Source organism: Albimonas sp., assembly GCF_055129145.1.
On the sequence record NZ_JBSRTQ010000047.1, the window covers coordinates 1 to 18533 of the forward strand.

Consider the following 18533-nt stretch of genomic DNA (forward strand, 5'->3'; position numbering starts at 1 on the left):
CCCGCGCCAGCCGCCGCAGCCGCGGGGCGCGGACCGGCCCCGCGACCGGCTCCGCCTCGGCTCGGGCGCGCTCGATCCCGGCCAGCACCGCTTCGCCCTGCGGCCAGATCGAGACCGCGTCGGGCGCGCCCGGCGACGCCGCCACGATCTCTCCGAACGCGACGCCATTGTAGCTGTTCTCGAAGCCGAGCCCGCGGAACAGGCGGGCGTCGGCGGCGAAGGGATGTTCCAGCATGGCGCGGAAGCCCGACGCGGCCTCGGCCCCGGTCAGGCGGAAGGACAGCGCCGCCTCGCCGAAGCCCGCCGCCATGTCCTCGCAGAACGCCACCGCGCCGGCATGGCAGGCGCGGGCGAACTCGGCCCGGCCCCGCTCGGCGCCCGCGTCGGTCAGTTCCGCCGCGGGACGCCCGTCCGGGCCCCGGCGCGCCCGCAGGAACGACCCCGCGTCGTTGAGGAACACGGCCTCGTAAAGGATCGAATGGGCGAAATAGCCGTGGCCGCGATCGGACCTGGGGTCGAGCCGGTCCACGAGGTAACCCGCCGCGCCGCCGGTTTCGGCGTCGGGGATGTTGGCGCGGATGCCCTCGAACGTGGCGAAGTAGTAGCCGCGCAGATCCGGCGCGCCGAGCAGGTCGCGCAGCCCTTTCTGCAGGGTGCCGCGATGGCCGATGTCGACCACCGCGCCGCGCGCCGCCTCAGCCTCGCCGATCCCGGCCTCGGCGTAGAAGGCGAGCAGCGCGTCCCGCTCTTCCGCCGCATGGCTGAGGATCGCCGAGACGACGCCCGCCTCGGCCAGCAAGGCGGCGAGCCGTGGCCGGTCCTCCCGCCAGGCCACGGGGTCCGACAAGCCGAACCCATGGGCGGCGAGCGCCTCGGCCGGCAGCGCGTCGGGCCCCACGCCGAAACGGTTGCGCAGCAGGGCCTCCAGCGTCATCGGCGCGAAATTCGCCTCGAGCCGCGCCGCCAGATCCTCCGGCGCGCGCAGCGTCGCCACCCCCAGCGCCCGGCGCGAGGCGAGCATGTAGCGCGACGGCGGCGCGCCCGGATCGAGCGTGACGAGCACGTCGTAGCAGCGCTTGATCACCTCGCCGTCGCGCGAGAGGAACAGCAGGTCCGACACCCCGTCCGCCCGCGCCCGGCGCCGCAGCCAGTTGGCCAGCCCGAAGAACATCGGCCCCAGCACCGCATAGCCCAGCGTCTCGGCCGCCCCTTGGCTGAACCCCGGCGTCCCCTTCCGGAACGTCCCCGCCAGCCGCCGCCCGGTCAGGCCCTTGACGGCGGCGGCGGCGCGCGGATCCTCGATCCGGTCCCAGACCGCGGGCAAGGGCGAGATCCGGCGCGCGATATCGGCGGTGGAGCGGGTGTGGAACGTGGCCAGCCCCGCCTCGCGCGCCGGGCGCAGGTCGGTGCGCGGGTTGTCGCCCAGGTGCAGAATCTCGGCCGGGGCGCGGTTTTCGGCCCGCAGAAGGTGTTGAAAGAGCCCGCCGCTGCGCTTGGTGACGCCATGTTCCGACGAGCAGTGGAGCGCGTCCCACCCCTCGTAGCCGCAGCCGCGCAGCAGCTCCGCCACGAATTCCGGCTCGAAATAGGTGTCGGATAGGAGGACCACGCGCTTGCCCTGCGCGCGCGCCCGGTCGAAGGCCGCGCGCCCGATGGGCCGGGCGCGGACCAGCCGACGCTCCCAGTCCAGTTCGCGCGCCAGCAAGATCTCGATCTGGTCGCGGGTCAGGCCATGGGCCCGGCCGATGGCCTCGTAACGGGCGCGCAGCGTCACCTCCTCGCCCACCACGTCGCCGGCGGCGATGGCCTCCTCGCCCGCGGTCAGCCGGGCGCGGGCGAAGTTGGCGATCCGGCCGCCGAGCTGCTGGCGGACGGGATCGGCGAGGAACAGGAACAGCTGGCCCGGACGCTCCACCAACCGCTCGATCAGCGTCTCGAACACGTCGAGCGAGATCATTCCGGCCGCGTCGATCGCCGCGAACATCGCATCGCGGGCGCGCAGCGTGTTGGCGAAGCCGGTGAAATCGGGTTCGGCCGGGGGCGCGGGTTCGGAGGCCCGCGGCGGGGCGTCGGCGTCCCCCGCGTCGCCGGCCCGGGGCGGACCGAGACGGGCGTTGGCCAGCGCGAAGCGGTCGGCCTCGACCTTGTCGATATGCCGATAGCTCCAGTAGAAGCCCAGCATGTCGCGGATCTTGTCCTTGGGGTCGAGGAACCCGACCTTCGGCGCATCGTCCCGCACCGCCGTCAGCGGGGCCAGCGCCGCCGCCCAGAAATGCGGGCTGACGAAATCCTGGCAGATCGAGTGGAAGGCCCCCGGCGCCGACGGGTCGGCGAAGCTCACCACCGGCCGGTGCAGCAGGGTGACGGACTTGTCGAAATAGACCGCCTCCTGCGCCACCGAGGACGAGATCGTCATCACCTCGGCCAGATCCGGCGAGGACAGCAGGTGATAGACCGGGTGGCGCGACAGCTCGGCCTTCGGGTGCGACGCCACGAAATCCAGCACCGCCTCGTCCCCCGTCCGCTCGAACGGATGGCGCTGATAGAGCAGCTGCGACGACCGGGCGGCCAGCGCCGAGAAATCCTCCCGGAAATCCAGAAGGTTCAGCATGCGCCCGTCGCGGCAGACCGACTTGTCCTGCATCCGCTGCCCGACGAAGACCGCCGAACCCGGCTCGATCCGCGGCTCGGCCTTCTTCCAGCCCTTGTAGGTCTGGATGCGGATCCGGTCGGCGTAGAGGAAGAACTGGTCCTCGGGCACATGGAAGGCGGCGAAGGCGGCGTGGACCTCCGGATCCGAGGCGCGGAAGCCGAAAAGCACGTCGTCGTAGAAGCGGATCGGGTGCAGCCAGACATCCACCCAAGGCGCGCCCAGACGGTCGAGCGCGTGGCGGGTCTGGGCCGACATCTCGTAGCCCACAATCAAGGTCGAGGCGTCGAGCCCGCAGGCGGTCAGGTAGGCGAGCGTCGCGTCGGTGATCCGCGTCTCGTCGAACCAGAACTGGGTGGCGTCGCTGTCGAGGGGGATATCCGACAGCTCGAAGGCGCGGGCGCGGGAGAAGGCGGCGGTCTCGCCCTCGCCCGAGATCAGGCTGCGCACCGGCAGCCCCGTGGCCCGCGCGATGGGGCGGGCGAACAGGTCCTTCATCCAGCGCAGGTTGGCCCATTGCTCGCGCTCCGACGTCATCAGCGGGTCGGAGGCGATGGCGACGGAGGCGATGGGCGCGCGGCCCCGGCGGGCGGGCCCGGAGGCCAGGGCATCGGCGGAGGGATGCGGAACGGTCCCCGCCGCGGCGCCGCCGGAGGCGTCGGCCCGGTCTGCGGGATGTTCCTGGCGTGCGGGGGCTGGTCCCCGGTCGGTCATGCCGTGCGGTCCCTCGGGTTGCGCTGCGTTCGGATCACCGAAGTTGATCCCGCATTGCGACCGGGCTTGCAAGGCTGCGCCGCGAACGCCCGCGGCGGGCGCCTGCGGCCGATCACCCCGATGCGCCCGCCGCGAACCCCGCCGCCCCGAACCTCCTCGCTGCGTCAGGCGACCCGGCGCCGCGCCGCCCGGCCCAGCGCCAGCAGCGCGCCGCCCAGCAGCAGCATGCTGGCCGGCAGCGGCACCTCGGAGGTCGAGAGCGCCGGCGCGCCGCCCGGGGTCGTCCCCCCTCCGGCCCCCGGCGCCGCGACCGCCGCGCGCAGGTCGTCGATATAGAGCCAGTCGTAGCCGCCCAGGCTGCGCAGCTCGAGCCGGGAAATGCCGCCGCCGACCGCCGCCTCCGCCTCCTCGTCGGTCAGCGCCACCGCCAGATGCCCGGCTTCGGCCCCGGTCCCGCCGCTGACCGGGCTGCGGTTTTCGTCGAAGCCCGCGATCACCGTCTCGCCGATCAGCTTGCCGTCGGCGTCATAGGCCAGCACCTGCCAGTCGGCGTTGGCCGCGCCCCAGACCGCGTCGATGGCGACCATCGGCACGTCGAAATCGATGACCAGCCCGTAGGGCCAGGCGAGGTCGAGGGTCGAGACCGCCATGCCGCTCGCCCCCCAGGCTCCGGCCCCGAGGTTCTCGAGCCCGATGGCCCCGCCGGTCCCGCCGGGCAGGGTCGGGTCGTAACCGGGCATCACCGCGCCCGGCGACATGGCGCTGAGGCTGGCGAAGCCCGCGTCGATCTTTCCGCCCGAAGCTTCGGCCGTCTCGAAGCCGGTGGATTTCCCGGCGGCGAAGCTCGCCTGCCAGCCGGCGTCGCCGGGGTCGATCAGCGCCAGCGCCGCCGCCGGCCGCGCCGTCGCGACCGCCGCCGTCAGCGCCAGGGTCAACGCCAGCAGGGCGCGGGCCCGCCCCTGCGGCCGGGACCCGGACGGCGTCGGGCGCGCGGCGGACAGGGGAGCGGCCGAGAGGCGGGCGGGGTGGAATTTCGGGACCATCGGGTCGCTCCAGGCGGGCGTGAAAGACATTTGACTCGCATTAGCGGCGTATCGCCGGCCCGGTCCAGTTCCCGATGAGGCGTTAAGTCTGATAGTCCCGATACGAGGCGAATTCTCGGTGAATATTATTGATTAACAGATGGTTGCGCGCATCGCCTCCCCGCCCGAAGCGGCGCCGAGGCCACGCGACGCGACCTCTCGGCGCCCCCGGGCCGCCTTGCGCTTGCGTCCGCCCCGCATGACGTAGTCTTGTCGAACGACCGATCCCGGCGGCGGCGCAACCGGCCCTCCCGCGCCGCCCCCATCCCGTCGAGGAGCGCGGCGCCATGACCCGACCCCACCTCCCAACCCATTCCCCGGCCGGCCTCCCCACCTCGGGCCTTCCCGCCTCGGGCCGCGCCTGATGGTCGCCCGCATCGTTCCCGTCGACCCGTTCGACCTGGTGGTGTTCGGCGCCACCGGCGACCTCGCCCGGCGCAAGCTGCTCCCGGCGCTCTACCACCGCATGCATGACGGCCAGGCGCCCGAAGACGCGCGGATCATCGGCGCCGCCCGCACCGACCTCGACGCGGACGGCTATCGGCGCATGGCCGACGCGGCGCTGGAGGAATTCGTCGATCCCGCCGACCTCGACGCCGCGAGCCGCCACGCCTTCCTCAAGGCCATCGACTACGTGCCGATCGACATCGGCGGCGACGCCGGCTGGAAGGAATTGGGGGAGGCGCTGCCCGATCCCTCCTCCCCCCGCCCCCGCGCCTTCTACCTCTCGCTCGCCCCCCGCTTCTTCGGCCCCGCCGCGACGCGGGTGAAATCCGAGGGGCTGGCGGGCCCGGAAGGCCGCATCGTCGTCGAAAAGCCCTTCGGCCAGGACCTCGCCTCGGCCAAGGCGCTGAACGCGGCGCTCGCCGGCGCCTTCGACGAGCATCACATCTACCGGATCGACCACTATCTCGGCAAAGAGACGGTGCAGAACCTGATGGCGCTTCGCTTCGCCAACGCTCTCTTCGAGCCGTTGTGGAACGCCCACCACATCGACCACGTCCAGATCACGGTGGCCGAGAAAGTCGGGGTGGAGGGCCGCGGCCCCTACTATGACGGCGTCGGCGCGATGCGCGACATGGTGCAGAACCACCTTCTGCAGCTGCTGTGCCTCATCGCGATGGAGCCGCCCGCCCATTTCGAGCCGGACGCGGTGCGCGACGAGAAGGTGAAGGTGCTCCGCGCCCTCGCGCCCATGACCGGCGGCGACAATGTGGTGCGCGGCCAATACGCGGCCAACGGGACCACCGCCTCCTACGCCGAGGACGCCCAGTCCCCCGCCAGCCGCACGGAAAGCTACGTGGCCCTGAAGGCCGAAGTCGCCAACTGGCGCTGGTCCGGCGTGCCCTTCTACCTGCGCACCGGCAAGCGCCTGCGCGGCCGGATGTCGGAGATCGCGGTGGCCTTCAAACCCGCCCCGCATTCCATTTTCCCCGGCGGCGGCAAGGTCGGCCAGAACGTGCTGGCGATCCGGCTGCAGCCGGACGAGGGCATCACCCTCGGCCTCACCATCAAGGATCCCGGCCCCGGCGGCCTGCGCCTCGCCCCGGCCGTGCTCGACATGACCTTCGCCGAGGCGATGCTCGACGACGACCGCCTGCGCATGCCCGACGCCTATGAGCGTCTGGTGATGGATGTGATCCGCGGCGACCAGACCCTGTTCATGCGCGGCGACGAATGCGAGGCGGCCTGGGCCTGGGTCGACCCGATCATCGCGGCCTGGGAGGAACGCGGAGATCGTCCCACCCCCTATGATCCGGGCGCATCCGGCCCAGATGACGCCCTGATGCTGCTGCATCGTGACGGCCGCAGATGGAGGGAGATCGCGCCATGACGCTCGCGCCGAAGATCATCGAATATCCCAGCCGCGAGGCGTTGGCCGAAGGGCTCGCCGACCTGCTGGCCGACCGCCTGCGCAGCCTGACCGATGGCGGCCGCGCCCGCATCGCCGTGCCCGGCGGGACCAGCCCGGGCGCGATGCTCGCCCGGCTCGGCGCGGCCGACCTGCCCTGGGACCGGGTGGCGGTGACGCTGACCGATGAACGCTGGGTTCCGACCTCCTCCGACCGCTCCAACCAGAAGATGATCGCCGGCACGCTCTTCGCCGGGGCGGCGGCGGCGGCGGCGTTCGTGCCGCTCTACGCCGGTTCGCGCGAACCCGACGACGCGCTGGGGCCGGTGGCGGCCTCGCTCAAGAGCATGCTGCTGCCGCTCGACATCGTGGTGCTGGGCATGGGGACGGACATGCACACCGCCTCCCTCTTCCCGGGCGCGGTCGGGCTCGCCGGCGCGCTGGTCGCCGACGCGCCCCCGGTGGCGGTGATCCGCGCGCCGGGCGCAGACGAACCCCGCGTGACCCTGACCGCCCCGGTGCTCGCCGGCGCGGGGGAGCGGCATATTCTGATCCTCGGCGCCGACAAGCGCGTCGCGCTCGACCGGGCGCTCGCCGCCGACGACCCGACCGAGGCCCCGATCCGCGTCGTGCTCGACGGCGCGACGGTCCATTACGCCGACTGAAACCCGCCCGCGGCGCCGCCACGGGATGAGACGGAGGCAAGGCTCATGCACCCCACGATCGACGCCGTGACCCAGCGGATCCAGGAACGCTCGGCCCCCCTGCGGCGCCCCTATCTCGACCGCGTCGCGCGGGCGGCGGCGGCGGGACCGGCGCGCGCCCATCTCACCTGCGGGAACATGGCCCATGTCGCCGCCGCCTCGGGGACCGACAAGGCCGCGGTCGCCGGCGAGCGGGGCGGCAATATCGGGATCGTCACCGCCTACAACGACATGCTCTCGGCCCATCAGCCGTTCGAACGCTTCCCCGCCATCCTCAAGGAGGCCGCCCGCGCCGCCGGGGGCACCGCGCAGGTGGCGGGCGGGGTGCCGGCGATGTGCGACGGGGTCACCCAAGGTCAGCCGGGGATGGAGCTGTCGCTGTTCTCACGCGACGTGATCGCGCTGTCGGCGGGGGTGGCGTTGAGCCACAACTGCTTCGATGCGGCCATCTTCCTCGGGGTCTGCGACAAGATCGTGCCGGGCCTGGTGATGGCCGCCGCCACCTTCGGCCATATCCCCGCGATCTTCGTGCCCGCCGGGCCGATGACCTCGGGCCTGCCCAATGACGAGAAATCCAAGGTCCGCCAGCAGTTCGCGTCGGGAGAAGTCGGGCGCGACACCCTGCTGCGGGCCGAGATGGCCTCCTATCACGGGCCGGGCACCTGCACCTTCTACGGCACAGCGAATACCAATCAGATGCTGATGGAGTTCATGGGCCTGCACCTGCCGGGCGCGAGCTTTGTGAACCCCTCCGACCCGCTGCGCGACGCCCTGACCCGGGCCGCTGCGAAACGGGCGCTGGAGATCACGGCCGCGGGCAATGAATTCACCCCCGCCGCCGAGGTCCTCGACGAAAAGGCGTTCGTGAACGGCATGGTCGGGCTGATGGCCACCGGCGGCTCCACCAACCTGCTGCTGCATCTGGTGGCGATGGCCCGCGCGGCCGGCGTCTCGATCGACTGGCACGACATGGCCGAGATCTCGGCCGCGACCCCGCTGATGGCGCGCGTCTACCCCAACGGTCTGGCCGACGTGAACCATTTTCATGCGGCCGGCGGGCTCCAATACATGATCCGGGAGCTGCTGGAGGCGGGCCTGCTGCACGAGGACGTCCGCACCGTCGCCGGCCCCGGCCTATCCCGCTACACACGCGAACCCAAACTGCGCGACGGCGAGGCGGTGTGGGAGGACGGCCCGGCGGAGAGCGGCGCGGAGGGCATTTTGCGCCCGCTTTCCAATCCGTTCCAGCCGACGGGGGGGCTGTCGGTGCTGGACGGCAATCTGGGCCGCGCGGTGATGAAGGTCTCGGCCGTGAAGCCCGAGCGGCGGGTGGTCGAGGCGCCCTGTCTGATTTTCCATGATCAGGAGAGCGTCCGGGAAGCGTTCCGCGCCGGCGCGCTCAACCGCGACGTGGTGGTGGTGGTCCGCTTCCAGGGGCCCAAGGCCAACGGCATGCCGGAACTGCACTCGCTGACCCCGCCGCTCGGCGTGGCGCTGGATCGCGGCCATGCGGTGGCATTGGTCACGGACGGGCGGATGTCGGGCGCCTCGGGCAAGGTGCCCTCCGCGATCCATGTCAGCCCCGAGGCGGCCGATGGCGGCCCGCTGGCCCGCCTGCGCGACGGCGACGTGGTGCGGGTGGATGCCGAGGCCGGCACGCTGGAGGCACTGGTCGACGCCGCCGAATTCGCCGCCCGGATGCCGGTCGCCCCCGACCTGTCGGGCAACGCCCACGGCATCGGCCGCGAGCTCTTCGCCGCCTTCCGCGAGGTGGTCGGCCGGGCCGAGACCGGCGCGGCGGTGGTGGTCTGAGCGTGACCGGCGCCGCTCGCGTCCCCCGCCTGGCGCCGAACGGGCCCGGGCGGCGCGGGCGCACCGCCAAGGCTCTCGTGACGGTCGTCGCGCCGCGCCCGTCCCCGCCGCCGGCGCGCCGTCCCGAGCGCCGCGCGCCCTCCGCCCGCGGGAGCGGCGCGACGACCGTGGCGAGAGCCGCAAGGTCCAGCCCGCGCCGCGCGTCACCGTCGGTCCAAGCAGGACCCGAAGCCTCCGCCGTCCGCGCCTCGGCCGCGACGGATCGCAAGCCTCCCTCCGCGCGATACGCGCAGCGCTGCGGTTTCGCATGCGAAACCTCCCGCCCATCCCAAGCCTGATCCCGGAGCCCGCCATGCACGCCCCCCTCGCCGTCGCCGAACTCTGCGCCCTCGCCCCGGTGATCCCGGTGCTGGTGATCGACGACCTCGCCTCCGCCGCGCCGCTCGCCCGGGCGCTGTCCGACAACGGGCTGCGCGCGCTGGAGATCACCATGCGCACGCCGGTCGCGCTCGACGCCATGCGGGCCATGGCCGATGCGGCGCCAGACGCCGTGGTCGGCGCGGGCACCCTGCGCACCGCGGCCGACGTGAAGGCCGCCGTCGCCGCAGGCGCGCGCTTCGGCGTCTCGCCCGGACTGACCCGGGCGGTGGCGGAGGCTGCGGCGGAGGCGGGGCTCCCCCTGCTCCCCGGCGTCGCCACCCCCACCGAGGCGATGGAGGCCGCCGACCGCGGCTTCGAATACCTGAAATTCTTCCCCGCCGCCGCCAATGGCGGGCCCTCGGCGCTCGCCGCCTGGGCCTCGCCGCTGGCCGGGCTGAAATTCTGTCCGACCGGCGGGGTCACCCCGCAGACGGCGCCGGAATGGCTGCGGCTCCCCAACGTGGTCTGCGTCGGCGGTTCTTGGATGGCGCCGGCGAAGATGGTCGCCTCGGGCGCGTGGGAGGAGATCGGGACCATGGCCCGCGCCGCGGCCACCCTGCGGAACTGACCCTTCAGCGCGCCGCCCATTTCGGGGCGGTGGCCCGGAATCGGGCTCTGCGCCGGCGTGGGCGCGCGCGCCCCATCCAGCCGCGGGGGCCGTCGGTCTCGACCATCGCCGCGGCGACGTCCCCCGGCGCCACGCCCCGCCCAGCTCCCCCCTCCCGCGCCCGGCGCACCAGCGCCAGCAGCGCGCCATAGACCGCCTGATACCCGGTGAGAACATCGCAGACCGCGGCGGGGGCGAGCGCCGGCGGCGTAGCAGGAAGCCGACACCGCCACGATCCCGGGGCGGAGCGCGGCCAGCCCCTCCGGCCCCCATCCGCGCGGGGCGAACCGCCCGGGCCGGTAGCCCTGGCTGACCGCCTCCGCGCCGCGGATGAGGTCGCGCAGGCGGGCCGCATCCTCCGCCCGGTCGAGGTCGAGGAAGGCGGAGCGCTTGCCACGCGAGGTCTCGCGGACATGCTCCTCGATCTGGGGGAGGCGCTCGGCCGCGATCGGCAGCACGTCGGCAGCACGTCGGCGACGAGGTCGGCGAGGGTGCTTGCGGCGACGGGGTCGGCGAGGATTCTCGTGAGGTCCAGCACGCGGAGGCCGGAGCGCCGGCGGTGGCCGTGGGGCGCAGGCTCGGGCGGGGCGCCGCCGATGCGGGTCAGGCGGATCACGGGTTGTGCGCAAAGCGCCGTTCCCTGCGGATGCGCGCGCCGTTCGGCGGCCGTGCGGACCATCGCCCCGCAGGCCTGCGCCTCGGCGATGGCCTCTTTTAGCGCGGGCGACGGCCATCGCGGCGGGCTCGGTCGGGCATAGCAACACCGAAAGCACCCGGTCGCGCAGATGCGGGCGGTTGAGATGGGGGAGGAAACGCCGCCCGTCGGCGGTGCGAAAGGGCAGGATGCGGCACGGATCGCCAGCCACCCCGGCGCGCCCCGACCCGGCGGGGTGGGCGGGCGGGAGCCGGGCCGCGGGCCCGCCGCGCGGGGAACCCGCGCCCGCCGTTCGGCCGGAACATCCCGGGCGCCCGCGAGGGGCGCCCGGGGCGAAAGCTCAGCTCAGCGCGCCGGCGGCGTCGAGCGCGGCGATCCGGTCGGCGTCGTAGCCCAGGATCTCCGACAGAACCATGTCGCGGTCCCGCCCGAAGGTGGGGGCCGGCCGGGCGACGCGGGCGGGAGTGTCCGAGAGGTCCATCTTGCAGCGCTCGACGATCACCTCGTAGCCCTCGTTGGGCACCTTCTGGAAATGCCCCTGCTCGGCGATCTGCGGATCGCGGCCCAGATCGGCCGCGGTCGCCACCACATAGGCGGGCACGCCCACCGCCTGCAGCGCGGCCTCGGCGTCCTCGGGCGAGCGCGCCTCGGTCCAGGCGGCGACCAGCGCCTCCAGCTTGTCCTCGGCCGCCTTGCGGGCGTCGAGCGTCGCGTAGGCGGGGTCGCCCGCCAGCGCCTCGCCGCCGATCACGCCGGCCAGCGCCCGCCATTCGGCATCGGTCCGCGCGGCGATGGCGACGAAGCGCGGGTCGGCGCCTTCCGGCGCGAGGCTCGGGAACACGCCATGCGGGGCCATCTGCGGGTCGCGATTGGCCTCGGCCTTCGCCACCCGCCCGGTCGCCGCGTAATCGGCGATGGCGGGGGCCAGCATCTGCATCCCGGCCTCGGCCTGGGCGATGTCGAGCCAGCAGCCCTCGCCGGACCGCCGCCGCCAGTCGAGCGCGGACAGCAGCGCCGCGAGCCCGAAGCGGGGCCCGACATAATCGGTGTAAGGCCCGTAAGGCCCGATCGGCAGCCCGTCCTGCGGTCCGACCAGCCCCTGATAGCCCGCCATTGCCGCGCCGATATTGCCGAACCCAGCCAAGGCCATCCACGGCCCCGACTGCCCCATCAGGGAGGTCGAGAGCATGATCAGCCGGGGATTGAGCTCCTTCAGCTTGTCGTAGCCCAGACCCCAGCGCTTCATCTGGCCGGGCGCGAAGCTTTCGACCACCACGTCGGCCCATTCGACCAGGTCGCGCACCACGTCGCGCCCGTCCTCCTGCGCCAGATCCAGCGTCAGGCCGAATTTGGAGGCGTTGCAGTTGCCGAAGAGCGACGAGCGCTGCGGGTCCGACACGCCGCCGTAGAACGGGCCCATGTTGCGCGCGGTCTCGATGCGCTTCGAGCTTTCGACCCGGATCACGGTGGCGCCGAAATCGGCGAGGTTGCGGCCGATCATCGGGCCGGCGACCACCCAGGCGAGGTCCAGCACCTTGAGGCCCTGCAGCGGGCCGTTCGGCCCGCCGAAGGGGGCGTCGTCGACGGCGCCGGCGGGGGTGTGCGCGGGGGCGTTCATCGGGCGGCTCCTTCCATGACGGGCGTGAGGGCGGCGGCGCCGAGCCATTCGGTCAGCACCGCGTCTGCGTCGGCGTTGATCGCCGGCGCGCCGATCCCGCGCATGAAGCCGGGGGCGGAGGTCATGGCGAACGGCCCGGGCAGCGTCACCGGCGCCCCGTCGGAGCCCGGGACCACGTCGAAGAAGTTGCGCGCCGCCTCATGCGGGCTTTCGACCAGATCCTTGACGGTGGAGACGGGGGCGAGCAGCAGCTTGCGCTTGATCGCCTCCTGCACCGCCTCTTCGTGGCTGAGCGTCAGCAGGAAGCGGCCCACCTCTTCGCGCACCCGTTCCATGTCGTCGTCGTCGATCTCGTCGGCCATGATGCGCAGGTGGATCGAGCCCCAGTCCCAGTCGTGGAACTCGGGGCTGAGCACGCCGCGGTCGATCATCAGCTTCATGAAATTGTTGGTGAAGCGCCCGGTCGCCGGCCCGATGGCGAGGTGGATCTCCAGCAGCCCGTCCTTCGACGGCCATTTGGAGCGCTGCGTGCGCGCGCCGGAGCCCGAGAGGTCGAGCGGCTTCTTGGTGCCGGTGTAGCGGGGGCGCAGCGTGAAGTCCGGCTGGCCGACCACATCGGCAAGCGAACCCGAGAGCGTCGACTGCGTGGCCGAGCGCTGGGCGGAGGTGGTGACCAGCTGGCCCTTGCCCGAGACCAGCCGCGCGAAATGCGCCACCAGCCCGCCGCCGACGGCGTCGGCCGAGGCGTGGGTCCAGGCCTGCGGGACCGAGATGCGGGTCGGCGTGCCGCCCATCATCGCGGTCGGGGCGAGCGGTCCGCCCGACGCCCACAGCACCAGGTCGGATTCGGCGTAATCGGCCTTGGGCCCGGTCATGCCGTAGGGCGTGGCGATCATGTGGATCACGGCCGGATTGGCGGCGGCGATTTCCGCAGGCGTCAGGCGCGAGGGCTCGTTCGGCCCGCGGCTTTCGAATACGAAATCGGCCTTGGCGACGAGCGCCAGCAGGGTCTCGCGGTCGCCGGGATCGTTGGGATCGAGCGCCACGCTGCGCTTGCCGGCCGCGTAGGATTCCCAGTGCATCGAGCGTCCGCGGTCGTCGAAGGGGCCGACCTTGCGGCCGTTCGACCCCTCCGGCGGCTCGATCTGGACCACATCGGCGCCGAGCTGGGCGAACATGCGCCCCGCGATCAGGCCGCGATGATCCGAAAGATCGAGCACGCGGTAGGGCGAGAGGAAGCCGGTCCGCGCCGGGGCTTCATCCGTCATGTGTCCATCCCGTATCGGCGGTTGGTTGTGGGCGATGCCGGGTCCGGTCCGCCTCCGGAGCCCGCGCGTCCGGCATCGGGCGCCGGCTGGTCTGGGGCGCGACAATGCCATGACCCGGCGGCCGTCACCAGTATGGAAGCCATAGCAACCTCGCGGCAAGGAGCCCTCGTCGGTTTCGACGAGGGCGCCGGGTTTCGCGCCGCGTCCCCCTGTCCGTCGGGCGATCAGTCGAGCCGGTAGACCCGGCGGGCGGTGTCGCGGAACAGCATCGCCTTGTCGTCGGCCGACGCGCCGGCGGCCAGCCGCTTCAGCGCGTTCCACAGCACCGGATAGGCGCAGGTCACGCCGTCCACCGGATAATTGCTCTCGAACATGCCGCGGCCGGGGCCGAAGGCTTCGATGCAGGTCTCGATATAGGGCCGCCACGCCTCGGCCAGCTCGGCGGAGCCGGCGGGGGTGTCGCGCTGCTCGAACCCGAAACCCGCGGTGTGCATGGCGAGCCCGCCGAGCTTCACGTTCACGTTGGGACAGGCGGCGAGGGCCTGGATCGACGCCTTCCAGCCGGGGAACAATTCCTCGCGGCGGCCTTCATAGGCGCCGATGCCCAGCACGCCGCCGACATGGTCGAGGATGATCGTGGTGTCGGGGAAGGCGCGGGCGAGGTCGGTGAGCTCGGGGATCTGGTGGAAGTAGATCCACGAATCGAAGCTGAGCCCGAGCCGGCCGAGATGCGCGAAACCCTTGCGGAAATCGGGGTCGGCGAGCAGACCGCGGGGCGGGATCTTGGAAGAGGTGCGCAGGCCGCTCGGGTCCCAGACCGCGGAATGACGGATGCCGCGGAACCGGCCGCCGCCCTCGGCGAGCTGCGCCTCGAGCAGTTCGGCGATGGCGTCGCCATGGGTCAGGTCGGCATGGCCGACGATGCCGGCGCACAGGCGCGGGCCGCCTGCTTCGTCCGCCGCCTCGCCGACGCCGCGGGCGAATCGGACCTCGCCGAGCGGGCGCATCATCTCGGGCCCGTCGGTCAGGTAGGCTTCGCGGCAGTCGACATAGACGGTCTGCTCGATGTTGTGGCCGGTGGCGATGTCGGCTTCCAGATCCTGGGCGAGATAGGCGTGGCGCGGCGGACCCCAGAGGTGATGATGCGGGTCGACGATGGGCAGATCCGGCTCGATGATCTCTTCCGTCAGCTTCGCCTGCCAGGCGCGGTCCACCGGCGGCAGGGTCACGGCGGCGGGAACGGCTGGGCTCTGCGCTGCGCTGGCGTCGGTCATGTCTCGGGTCTCCTCCCACCGCCGGTCTTGGCGCCGGCGGGGGCGAGGGTTCACGATTCCCCGCCCGAGGTCACGCGCCATTTGCGGGACCGCGCGGCGCGCCCGCCGCGGCGGATCGCGCAAAGCGCTGCGGCGCATCGGAAAATCCCTCACCCAAAAACCCTCCGATCGCCTGACGCATGTCAGCGAATTTCGACACGCAGAAATATATTTCGCAGATCCTCGAATCCCGCTACCCTGCCCGTGTTCCGCAGGGAGGAACGCCCCCGTCGCAGGCGCAGCAGCCGCGCGGGCAGTCCAAAGCATCCAGAGGGAGCCGCCCCCCGTGAGCCTGCCGCCCATTCTCCAGCGCACCCGCATCCCCGTGATGGCGTCGCCGCTGTTCATCGTCTCCGGCCCCGAGCTGGTCATCGCCCAGTGCAAGGCCGGCGTCATCGGCTCCTTCCCCGCGCTCAACGCGCGCGAGAAGGAAGGCGAGCCCAACATGCTCGACATCTGGCTGACCCGGATCAACGAGGAGCTCGACCGCCACAACCAGGCCAATCCGGACGCGCCTGCCGCGCCCTTCGCGGTCAACCAGATCGTGCACAAGTCCAACGTGCGGCTGGATCGCGACGTGGAGATGTGCGTGAAGCACAAGGTCCCGGTGTGGATCACTTCGCTGGGCGCGCGGACCGAGGTCTATGACGCGGCCCATTCCGTCGGCGGCGTCGTGGTCCATGACGTGATCAACAACCGCTTCGCCAAGAAGGCCATCGAGAAGGGGGCCGACGGCCTCGTCGCGGTCGCCGCCGGCGCCGGCGGCCATGCCGGCGCCCAGTCGCCGCTGGCCCTGATCCGCGAGATCCGCGAGTGGTTCGACGGCCCCCTGCTGCTGTCGGGCGCGATCACCAAGGGCGACTCGGTGCTGGCCGCGCAGGCGATGGGCGCCGACATGGGCTATGTCGGCACCGCCTTCATCGCGACCCATGAGGCGAACGCGGTGCCGGGCTACAAGGAGATGATCACGCAGCACGAGGCGTCGGACATCATCTACACCAACCTCTTCACCGGGGTGCATGGCAACTACCTGCGCCCCTCGGTGGTGGCGGCGGGGATGGATCCGGACAATCTGGAGACCTCGGACCCCTCGAAGATGAACTTCTCCCTGAACGCCGAGGGCGAGCGCCCCAAGCCGAAGAAGTGGAAGGACATCTGGGGCGCGGGCCAGGGCATCGGGCCGATCGACAAGGTGGTCTCGACCGCCGAGCTGGTCGCCCGGCTGGAGCGCGAGTATTTCGCGGCCATCGCCCGGCTCAACAGCATGGTTCCGACCCAGAACCACGGCTATGAGCGCCTGCTCAAGGCCTCGGACGCCGCGGCGGGCTGAGATGCCGGCGCCGCGCCCTGACCGGGGCGCGGCGCAACCATCCCGAGGGGCCTCCGGTGAGAAAACGCAGCGCCATGCCCGAGCTCGCGGCGGATCCCGCCGTCGGCGCCAAGTCCTTCGAGGGCGACCGGCAGTTCGTGTCGGCCCTGCATCGGGGGCTGGAGGTGCTGCGCTGTTTTCAGCCCGGCGACGACGGATTGGGCAATCTGGAGCTGTCGCAGCGCTCCGGCCTCGGGCCGTCCACCGTATCCCGCATCACCTACACGCTGACCCGGCTAGGCTACCTGCGCTATGACGCGGGCACCGGGCGCTATCGGCTGGGGGTGGCGGTGCTGGGGCTGGGCTACGCCTGCCTCGCCGGCTTCCGGATCCGGGAGACGGCGCAGGCGCACATGCAGGAGATGGCCGAGGCGGTCGGCGGCGGCGTGCTGGTGGCGCTGTCGGCGCGCGACAACCTGCGGATGGTCTATCTCGCCTGCGCGAGGTCGTCGGCGGGGGTGATGAGCCTGCAGCTCGACGTCGGCTCGCGCCTGTCGCTGGGGCGGTCCGCGGCGGGGCGCGCCTATCTCTCGGCCGCCGCGACCGAGGAGCGCGAGCGCCTGATCGTGGAGCTGGAGGCGCGGGCCGATCCCGCGATCTGGCCGGCGACGCTGACCGGGATCCGGGACTCGGTGCGCTCGGTGCATGAGCGGGGCTTCTGCATGTCGCTGGGCAACTGGCGCGCGCAGGTCAACACGGCGGGCGTGCCGCTGCGGCTGGCGCATGACGACACGCTCTACACGCTGACCTGCGGCGGCGCGGCCTACACCCTGCCCCGGCTGAAGCTGGAGAAGGAGGTCGGGCCGATGCTCCTCGACCTCGCCGCCCGGATCTCGCGCCACTAGGCGCGCGTTCAGCGCCCGAGCGTGACGGTCAGGATCAGGCCGAAGACGATGGGCGTGCCGATCAGCGCCAGCATGGCGACGCCCTGCAGGCCGAAGAGCACGCCGGCGAGGATCCACAGCATCACCAGATTGCCCGCGAACCAGAGCGGCGCGTCCTCGTCGCCCTCCATCGCGTCGCGGATCATCCAGCCGATGAGCGGGACGCGGTAGACGAGGTTCAGCAGCATGGTCGGACTCCGGGTTGATGGTTCCGGCAGGATATGGGGTCGGGTTCGGCGAAGGTCAGCCACCCGCGGCGGCGCGACGCGGGGGCGCGGGCGTGCGGGCGGGGGCGGGGAGACGGTCGGCCCCGCGCCCCGCCGCCGCGCCGCGCGGGCGGAACCGGGCCGCGGGCGCGACCTCGACGCGCGGCTTCCCCCCGACGAAAAGGGGCGCGACGGTTGCCCGCCGCGCCCCTTCGTTCCCAAATCCCCGGAAGGGATCAGGCGGCCATGCCGCCCACCGCGTCGAGCTGCGCCAGGTGATGATCGGTGTCGCCCAGCGTGCGGTCGATGATCGACAAACGCTTGAAGTAGTGGCCGATGGCATACTCCATGGTCATGCCGACGCCGCCATGCAGCTGGATCGCCTTCTCGCCCAGCCGCTTGGCCGACCGCCCGATCTGCACCTTCGCCGCCGACACCGCCCGCGACCGCTCCACCGGATCGGCATCGCGCGAGGCCATGGCCGCGTACATCATCATCGAGCGCGCCAGCTCCAACTCCACGAACATCTCGGAGGCCTGGAACTGCAGGCCCTGGAACGAGCCGATGGCCCGCCCGAACTGCTCGCGCTGCTTGATGTACTCGACCGTCAGGTCCAGCGATTTGCCGAGCGCGCCGGCGGCCTCGGCGCAGAGCGCCGCGATCGCCTCGTCCGACGCCTGGCGGATCGCCGCCATGGAATCGGGCGTGTCGCCCAGCAGCTCCGCGGTCACGCCCGAAAGCGTCACCTCGGCCGCGCGCAGCCCGTCCTGGGTCGGGTAGTCGCGCAGCGTCACGCCGTCCGCCTTCGGCTCGACCAGGAACAGGCCCACGCCGGCCTCGTCCGTGGTCCCGCCCGAGACGCGGGCCGACACGATCAGCTTGTCGGCCACGCCGCCATACATCACCAGGGTTTTGGCGCCATCCAGCGTCCAGCCCTCGCCCGACTTCGCCGCCTTGGTCTCGACATAGGCGAGATCATAGCGGGCCTTCGGCTCGGCATGGGCGAAGGCCAGCTTGCAGGCCCCGCCGATGATCTCCTCGGCGAGCGCCGAGCGCTGCGCCGCGGTCGCCGTGGTGCGCAGGAGCGAGCCGCCGATGACCACGGTGGACAGATAGGGCTCCAGCGCCAGCGCCTTGCCCATCTCCTCCATCACGATCATCAGGTCGACCGGCCCGCCGCCGATGCCGCCGTCCTCTTCGGCGAAGGGCACGGCGAGCAGGCCCTGCTCGGCATAGCCCGCCCAGATCTCCTCGGAGAAGCCGGCCGGCTCCGCCATGTATTTCTTGCGGTTCTCGAAGGCGTAGCGGTCGCCCATGAAGCGGCCGACCATGTCCTTGAGCAGCTGCTGCTCTTCGCTCAGTTCGAAATCCATGCGGCC

General features: G+C 72.3%; 13 protein-coding genes and 1 pseudogene. 6 read left to right on the plus strand and 8 right to left on the minus strand.

All coding sequences use genetic code 11. The features are described from left to right. A partial coding sequence (locus ACTB72_RS09595) for an HAD family hydrolase (protein ID WP_463036769.1) occupies positions 1-3364 on the minus strand: 3364 nt, incomplete at its 3' end. A gap of 164 nt (positions 3365-3528) precedes the next feature. Next, positions 3529-4437, minus strand: a complete 909-nt coding sequence (locus tag ACTB72_RS09600) for a hypothetical protein (RefSeq protein ID WP_463036770.1) — start codon at positions 4435-4437, stop codon at positions 3529-3531. Between the two features lie 373 nt (positions 4438-4810). Between ACTB72_RS09600 and zwf the strand changes: the two genes are divergently transcribed. The 4 genes from zwf (at position 4811) to eda (ending at position 9802) form a co-directional block, all read left to right on the plus strand. Further along, positions 4811-6280 carry a glucose-6-phosphate dehydrogenase gene (zwf, locus tag ACTB72_RS09605; RefSeq protein WP_463036771.1) on the plus strand — a complete coding sequence of 490 codons (1470 nt, stop codon included), beginning with the start codon at positions 4811-4813 and terminating at the stop codon, positions 6278-6280. Beyond that, positions 6277-6963 (plus strand): 6-phosphogluconolactonase, encoded by a 687-nt coding sequence (pgl, locus tag ACTB72_RS09610; protein ID WP_463036772.1) that lies wholly within the window; start codon positions 6277-6279, stop codon positions 6961-6963. Before zwf ends, pgl begins: the two co-directional genes overlap by 4 nt. Before the next feature lie 45 nt (positions 6964-7008). After that, positions 7009-8814: a phosphogluconate dehydratase gene (gene edd, locus ACTB72_RS09615; RefSeq protein WP_463036773.1), complete on the plus strand. Its 1806-nt coding sequence runs from the start codon at positions 7009-7011 to the stop codon at positions 8812-8814. A gap of 352 nt (positions 8815-9166) precedes the next feature. Beyond that, on the plus strand, positions 9167-9802 hold the full coding sequence (gene eda, locus ACTB72_RS09620; protein WP_463036774.1) for a bifunctional 4-hydroxy-2-oxoglutarate aldolase/2-dehydro-3-deoxy-phosphogluconate aldolase: 636 nt from the start codon (positions 9167-9169) through the stop codon (positions 9800-9802). A gap of 251 nt (positions 9803-10053) precedes the next feature. Here the strand turns inward: eda and ACTB72_RS09625 are convergent. From ACTB72_RS09625 to ACTB72_RS09640, 4 genes and pseudogenes are all read right to left on the minus strand, one after another. Further along, a pseudogene (locus tag ACTB72_RS09625) lies at positions 10054-10575 on the minus strand (CoA transferase); the annotation flags it as partial. 261 nt (positions 10576-10836) lie between these two features. Beyond that, a complete protein-coding gene (locus tag ACTB72_RS09630) occupies positions 10837-12114 on the minus strand; it encodes a CaiB/BaiF CoA transferase family protein (protein ID WP_463036775.1) in 1278 nt (425 codons plus the stop codon). Further along, entirely contained in the window at positions 12111-13382 is a 1272-nt protein-coding gene (locus ACTB72_RS09635; RefSeq protein WP_463036776.1) for a CoA transferase, read from the minus strand. Before ACTB72_RS09635 ends, ACTB72_RS09630 begins: the two co-directional genes overlap by 4 nt. Positions 13383-13606: 224 nt before the next feature. Further along, positions 13607-14656, minus strand: coding sequence for an amidohydrolase family protein (locus ACTB72_RS09640; RefSeq protein ID WP_463036777.1), 1050 nt, complete (start codon positions 14654-14656; stop codon positions 13607-13609). A gap of 367 nt (positions 14657-15023) precedes the next feature. On the opposite strand from ACTB72_RS09640, the gene ACTB72_RS09645 reads away from it, so the two are divergent. After that, positions 15024-16025, plus strand: coding sequence for an NAD(P)H-dependent flavin oxidoreductase (locus ACTB72_RS09645; protein ID WP_463036789.1), 1002 nt, complete (start codon positions 15024-15026; stop codon positions 16023-16025). A gap of 74 nt (positions 16026-16099) precedes the next feature. Further along, a complete protein-coding gene (locus ACTB72_RS09650) occupies positions 16100-16909 on the plus strand; it encodes an IclR family transcriptional regulator (protein ID WP_463036778.1) in 810 nt (269 codons plus the stop codon). Between the two features lie 8 nt (positions 16910-16917). Here the strand turns inward: ACTB72_RS09650 and ACTB72_RS09655 are convergent, their stop codons facing one another. Continuing rightward, positions 16918-17136 (minus strand): hypothetical protein, encoded by a 219-nt coding sequence (locus ACTB72_RS09655; RefSeq protein WP_463036779.1) that lies wholly within the window; start codon positions 17134-17136, stop codon positions 16918-16920. A 254-nt stretch (positions 17137-17390) separates the two neighbouring features. Further along, positions 17391-18527 (minus strand): acyl-CoA dehydrogenase family protein, encoded by a 1137-nt coding sequence (locus tag ACTB72_RS09660; RefSeq protein WP_463036780.1) that lies wholly within the window; start codon positions 18525-18527, stop codon positions 17391-17393. Positions 18528-18533 lie beyond the last annotated feature (6 nt).

Excerpts from the sequence above, each read along its gene's own strand:
- zwf (WP_463036771.1), top strand. The coding sequence starts at position 4,811 with ATGGTCGCCCGCATCGTTCCCGTCGACCCGTTCGACCTGGTGGTGTTC.
- eda (WP_463036774.1), top strand. The coding sequence starts at position 9,167 with ATGCACGCCCCCCTCGCCGTCGCCGAACTCTGCGCCCTCGCCCCGGTG.
- pgl (WP_463036772.1), top strand. The coding sequence starts at position 6,277 with ATGACGCTCGCGCCGAAGATCATCGAATATCCCAGCCGCGAGGCGTTG.
- ACTB72_RS09655 (WP_463036779.1), bottom strand. The coding sequence starts at position 17,136 with ATGCTGCTGAACCTCGTCTACCGCGTCCCGCTCATCGGCTGGATGATC.
- edd (WP_463036773.1), top strand. The coding sequence starts at position 7,009 with ATGCACCCCACGATCGACGCCGTGACCCAGCGGATCCAGGAACGCTCG.
- ACTB72_RS09600 (WP_463036770.1), bottom strand. The coding sequence starts at position 4,437 with ATGTCTTTCACGCCCGCCTGGAGCGACCCGATGGTCCCGAAATTCCAC.
- ACTB72_RS09635 (WP_463036776.1), bottom strand. The coding sequence starts at position 13,382 with ATGACGGATGAAGCCCCGGCGCGGACCGGCTTCCTCTCGCCCTACCGC.
- ACTB72_RS09660 (WP_463036780.1), bottom strand. The coding sequence starts at position 18,527 with ATGGATTTCGAACTGAGCGAAGAGCAGCAGCTGCTCAAGGACATGGTC.
- ACTB72_RS09640 (WP_463036777.1), bottom strand. The coding sequence starts at position 14,656 with ATGACCGACGCCAGCGCAGCGCAGAGCCCAGCCGTTCCCGCCGCCGTG.
- ACTB72_RS09645 (WP_463036789.1), top strand. The coding sequence starts at position 15,024 with ATGGCGTCGCCGCTGTTCATCGTCTCCGGCCCCGAGCTGGTCATCGCC.
- ACTB72_RS09650 (WP_463036778.1), top strand. The coding sequence starts at position 16,100 with ATGCCCGAGCTCGCGGCGGATCCCGCCGTCGGCGCCAAGTCCTTCGAG.
- ACTB72_RS09630 (WP_463036775.1), bottom strand. The coding sequence starts at position 12,114 with ATGAACGCCCCCGCGCACACCCCCGCCGGCGCCGTCGACGACGCCCCC.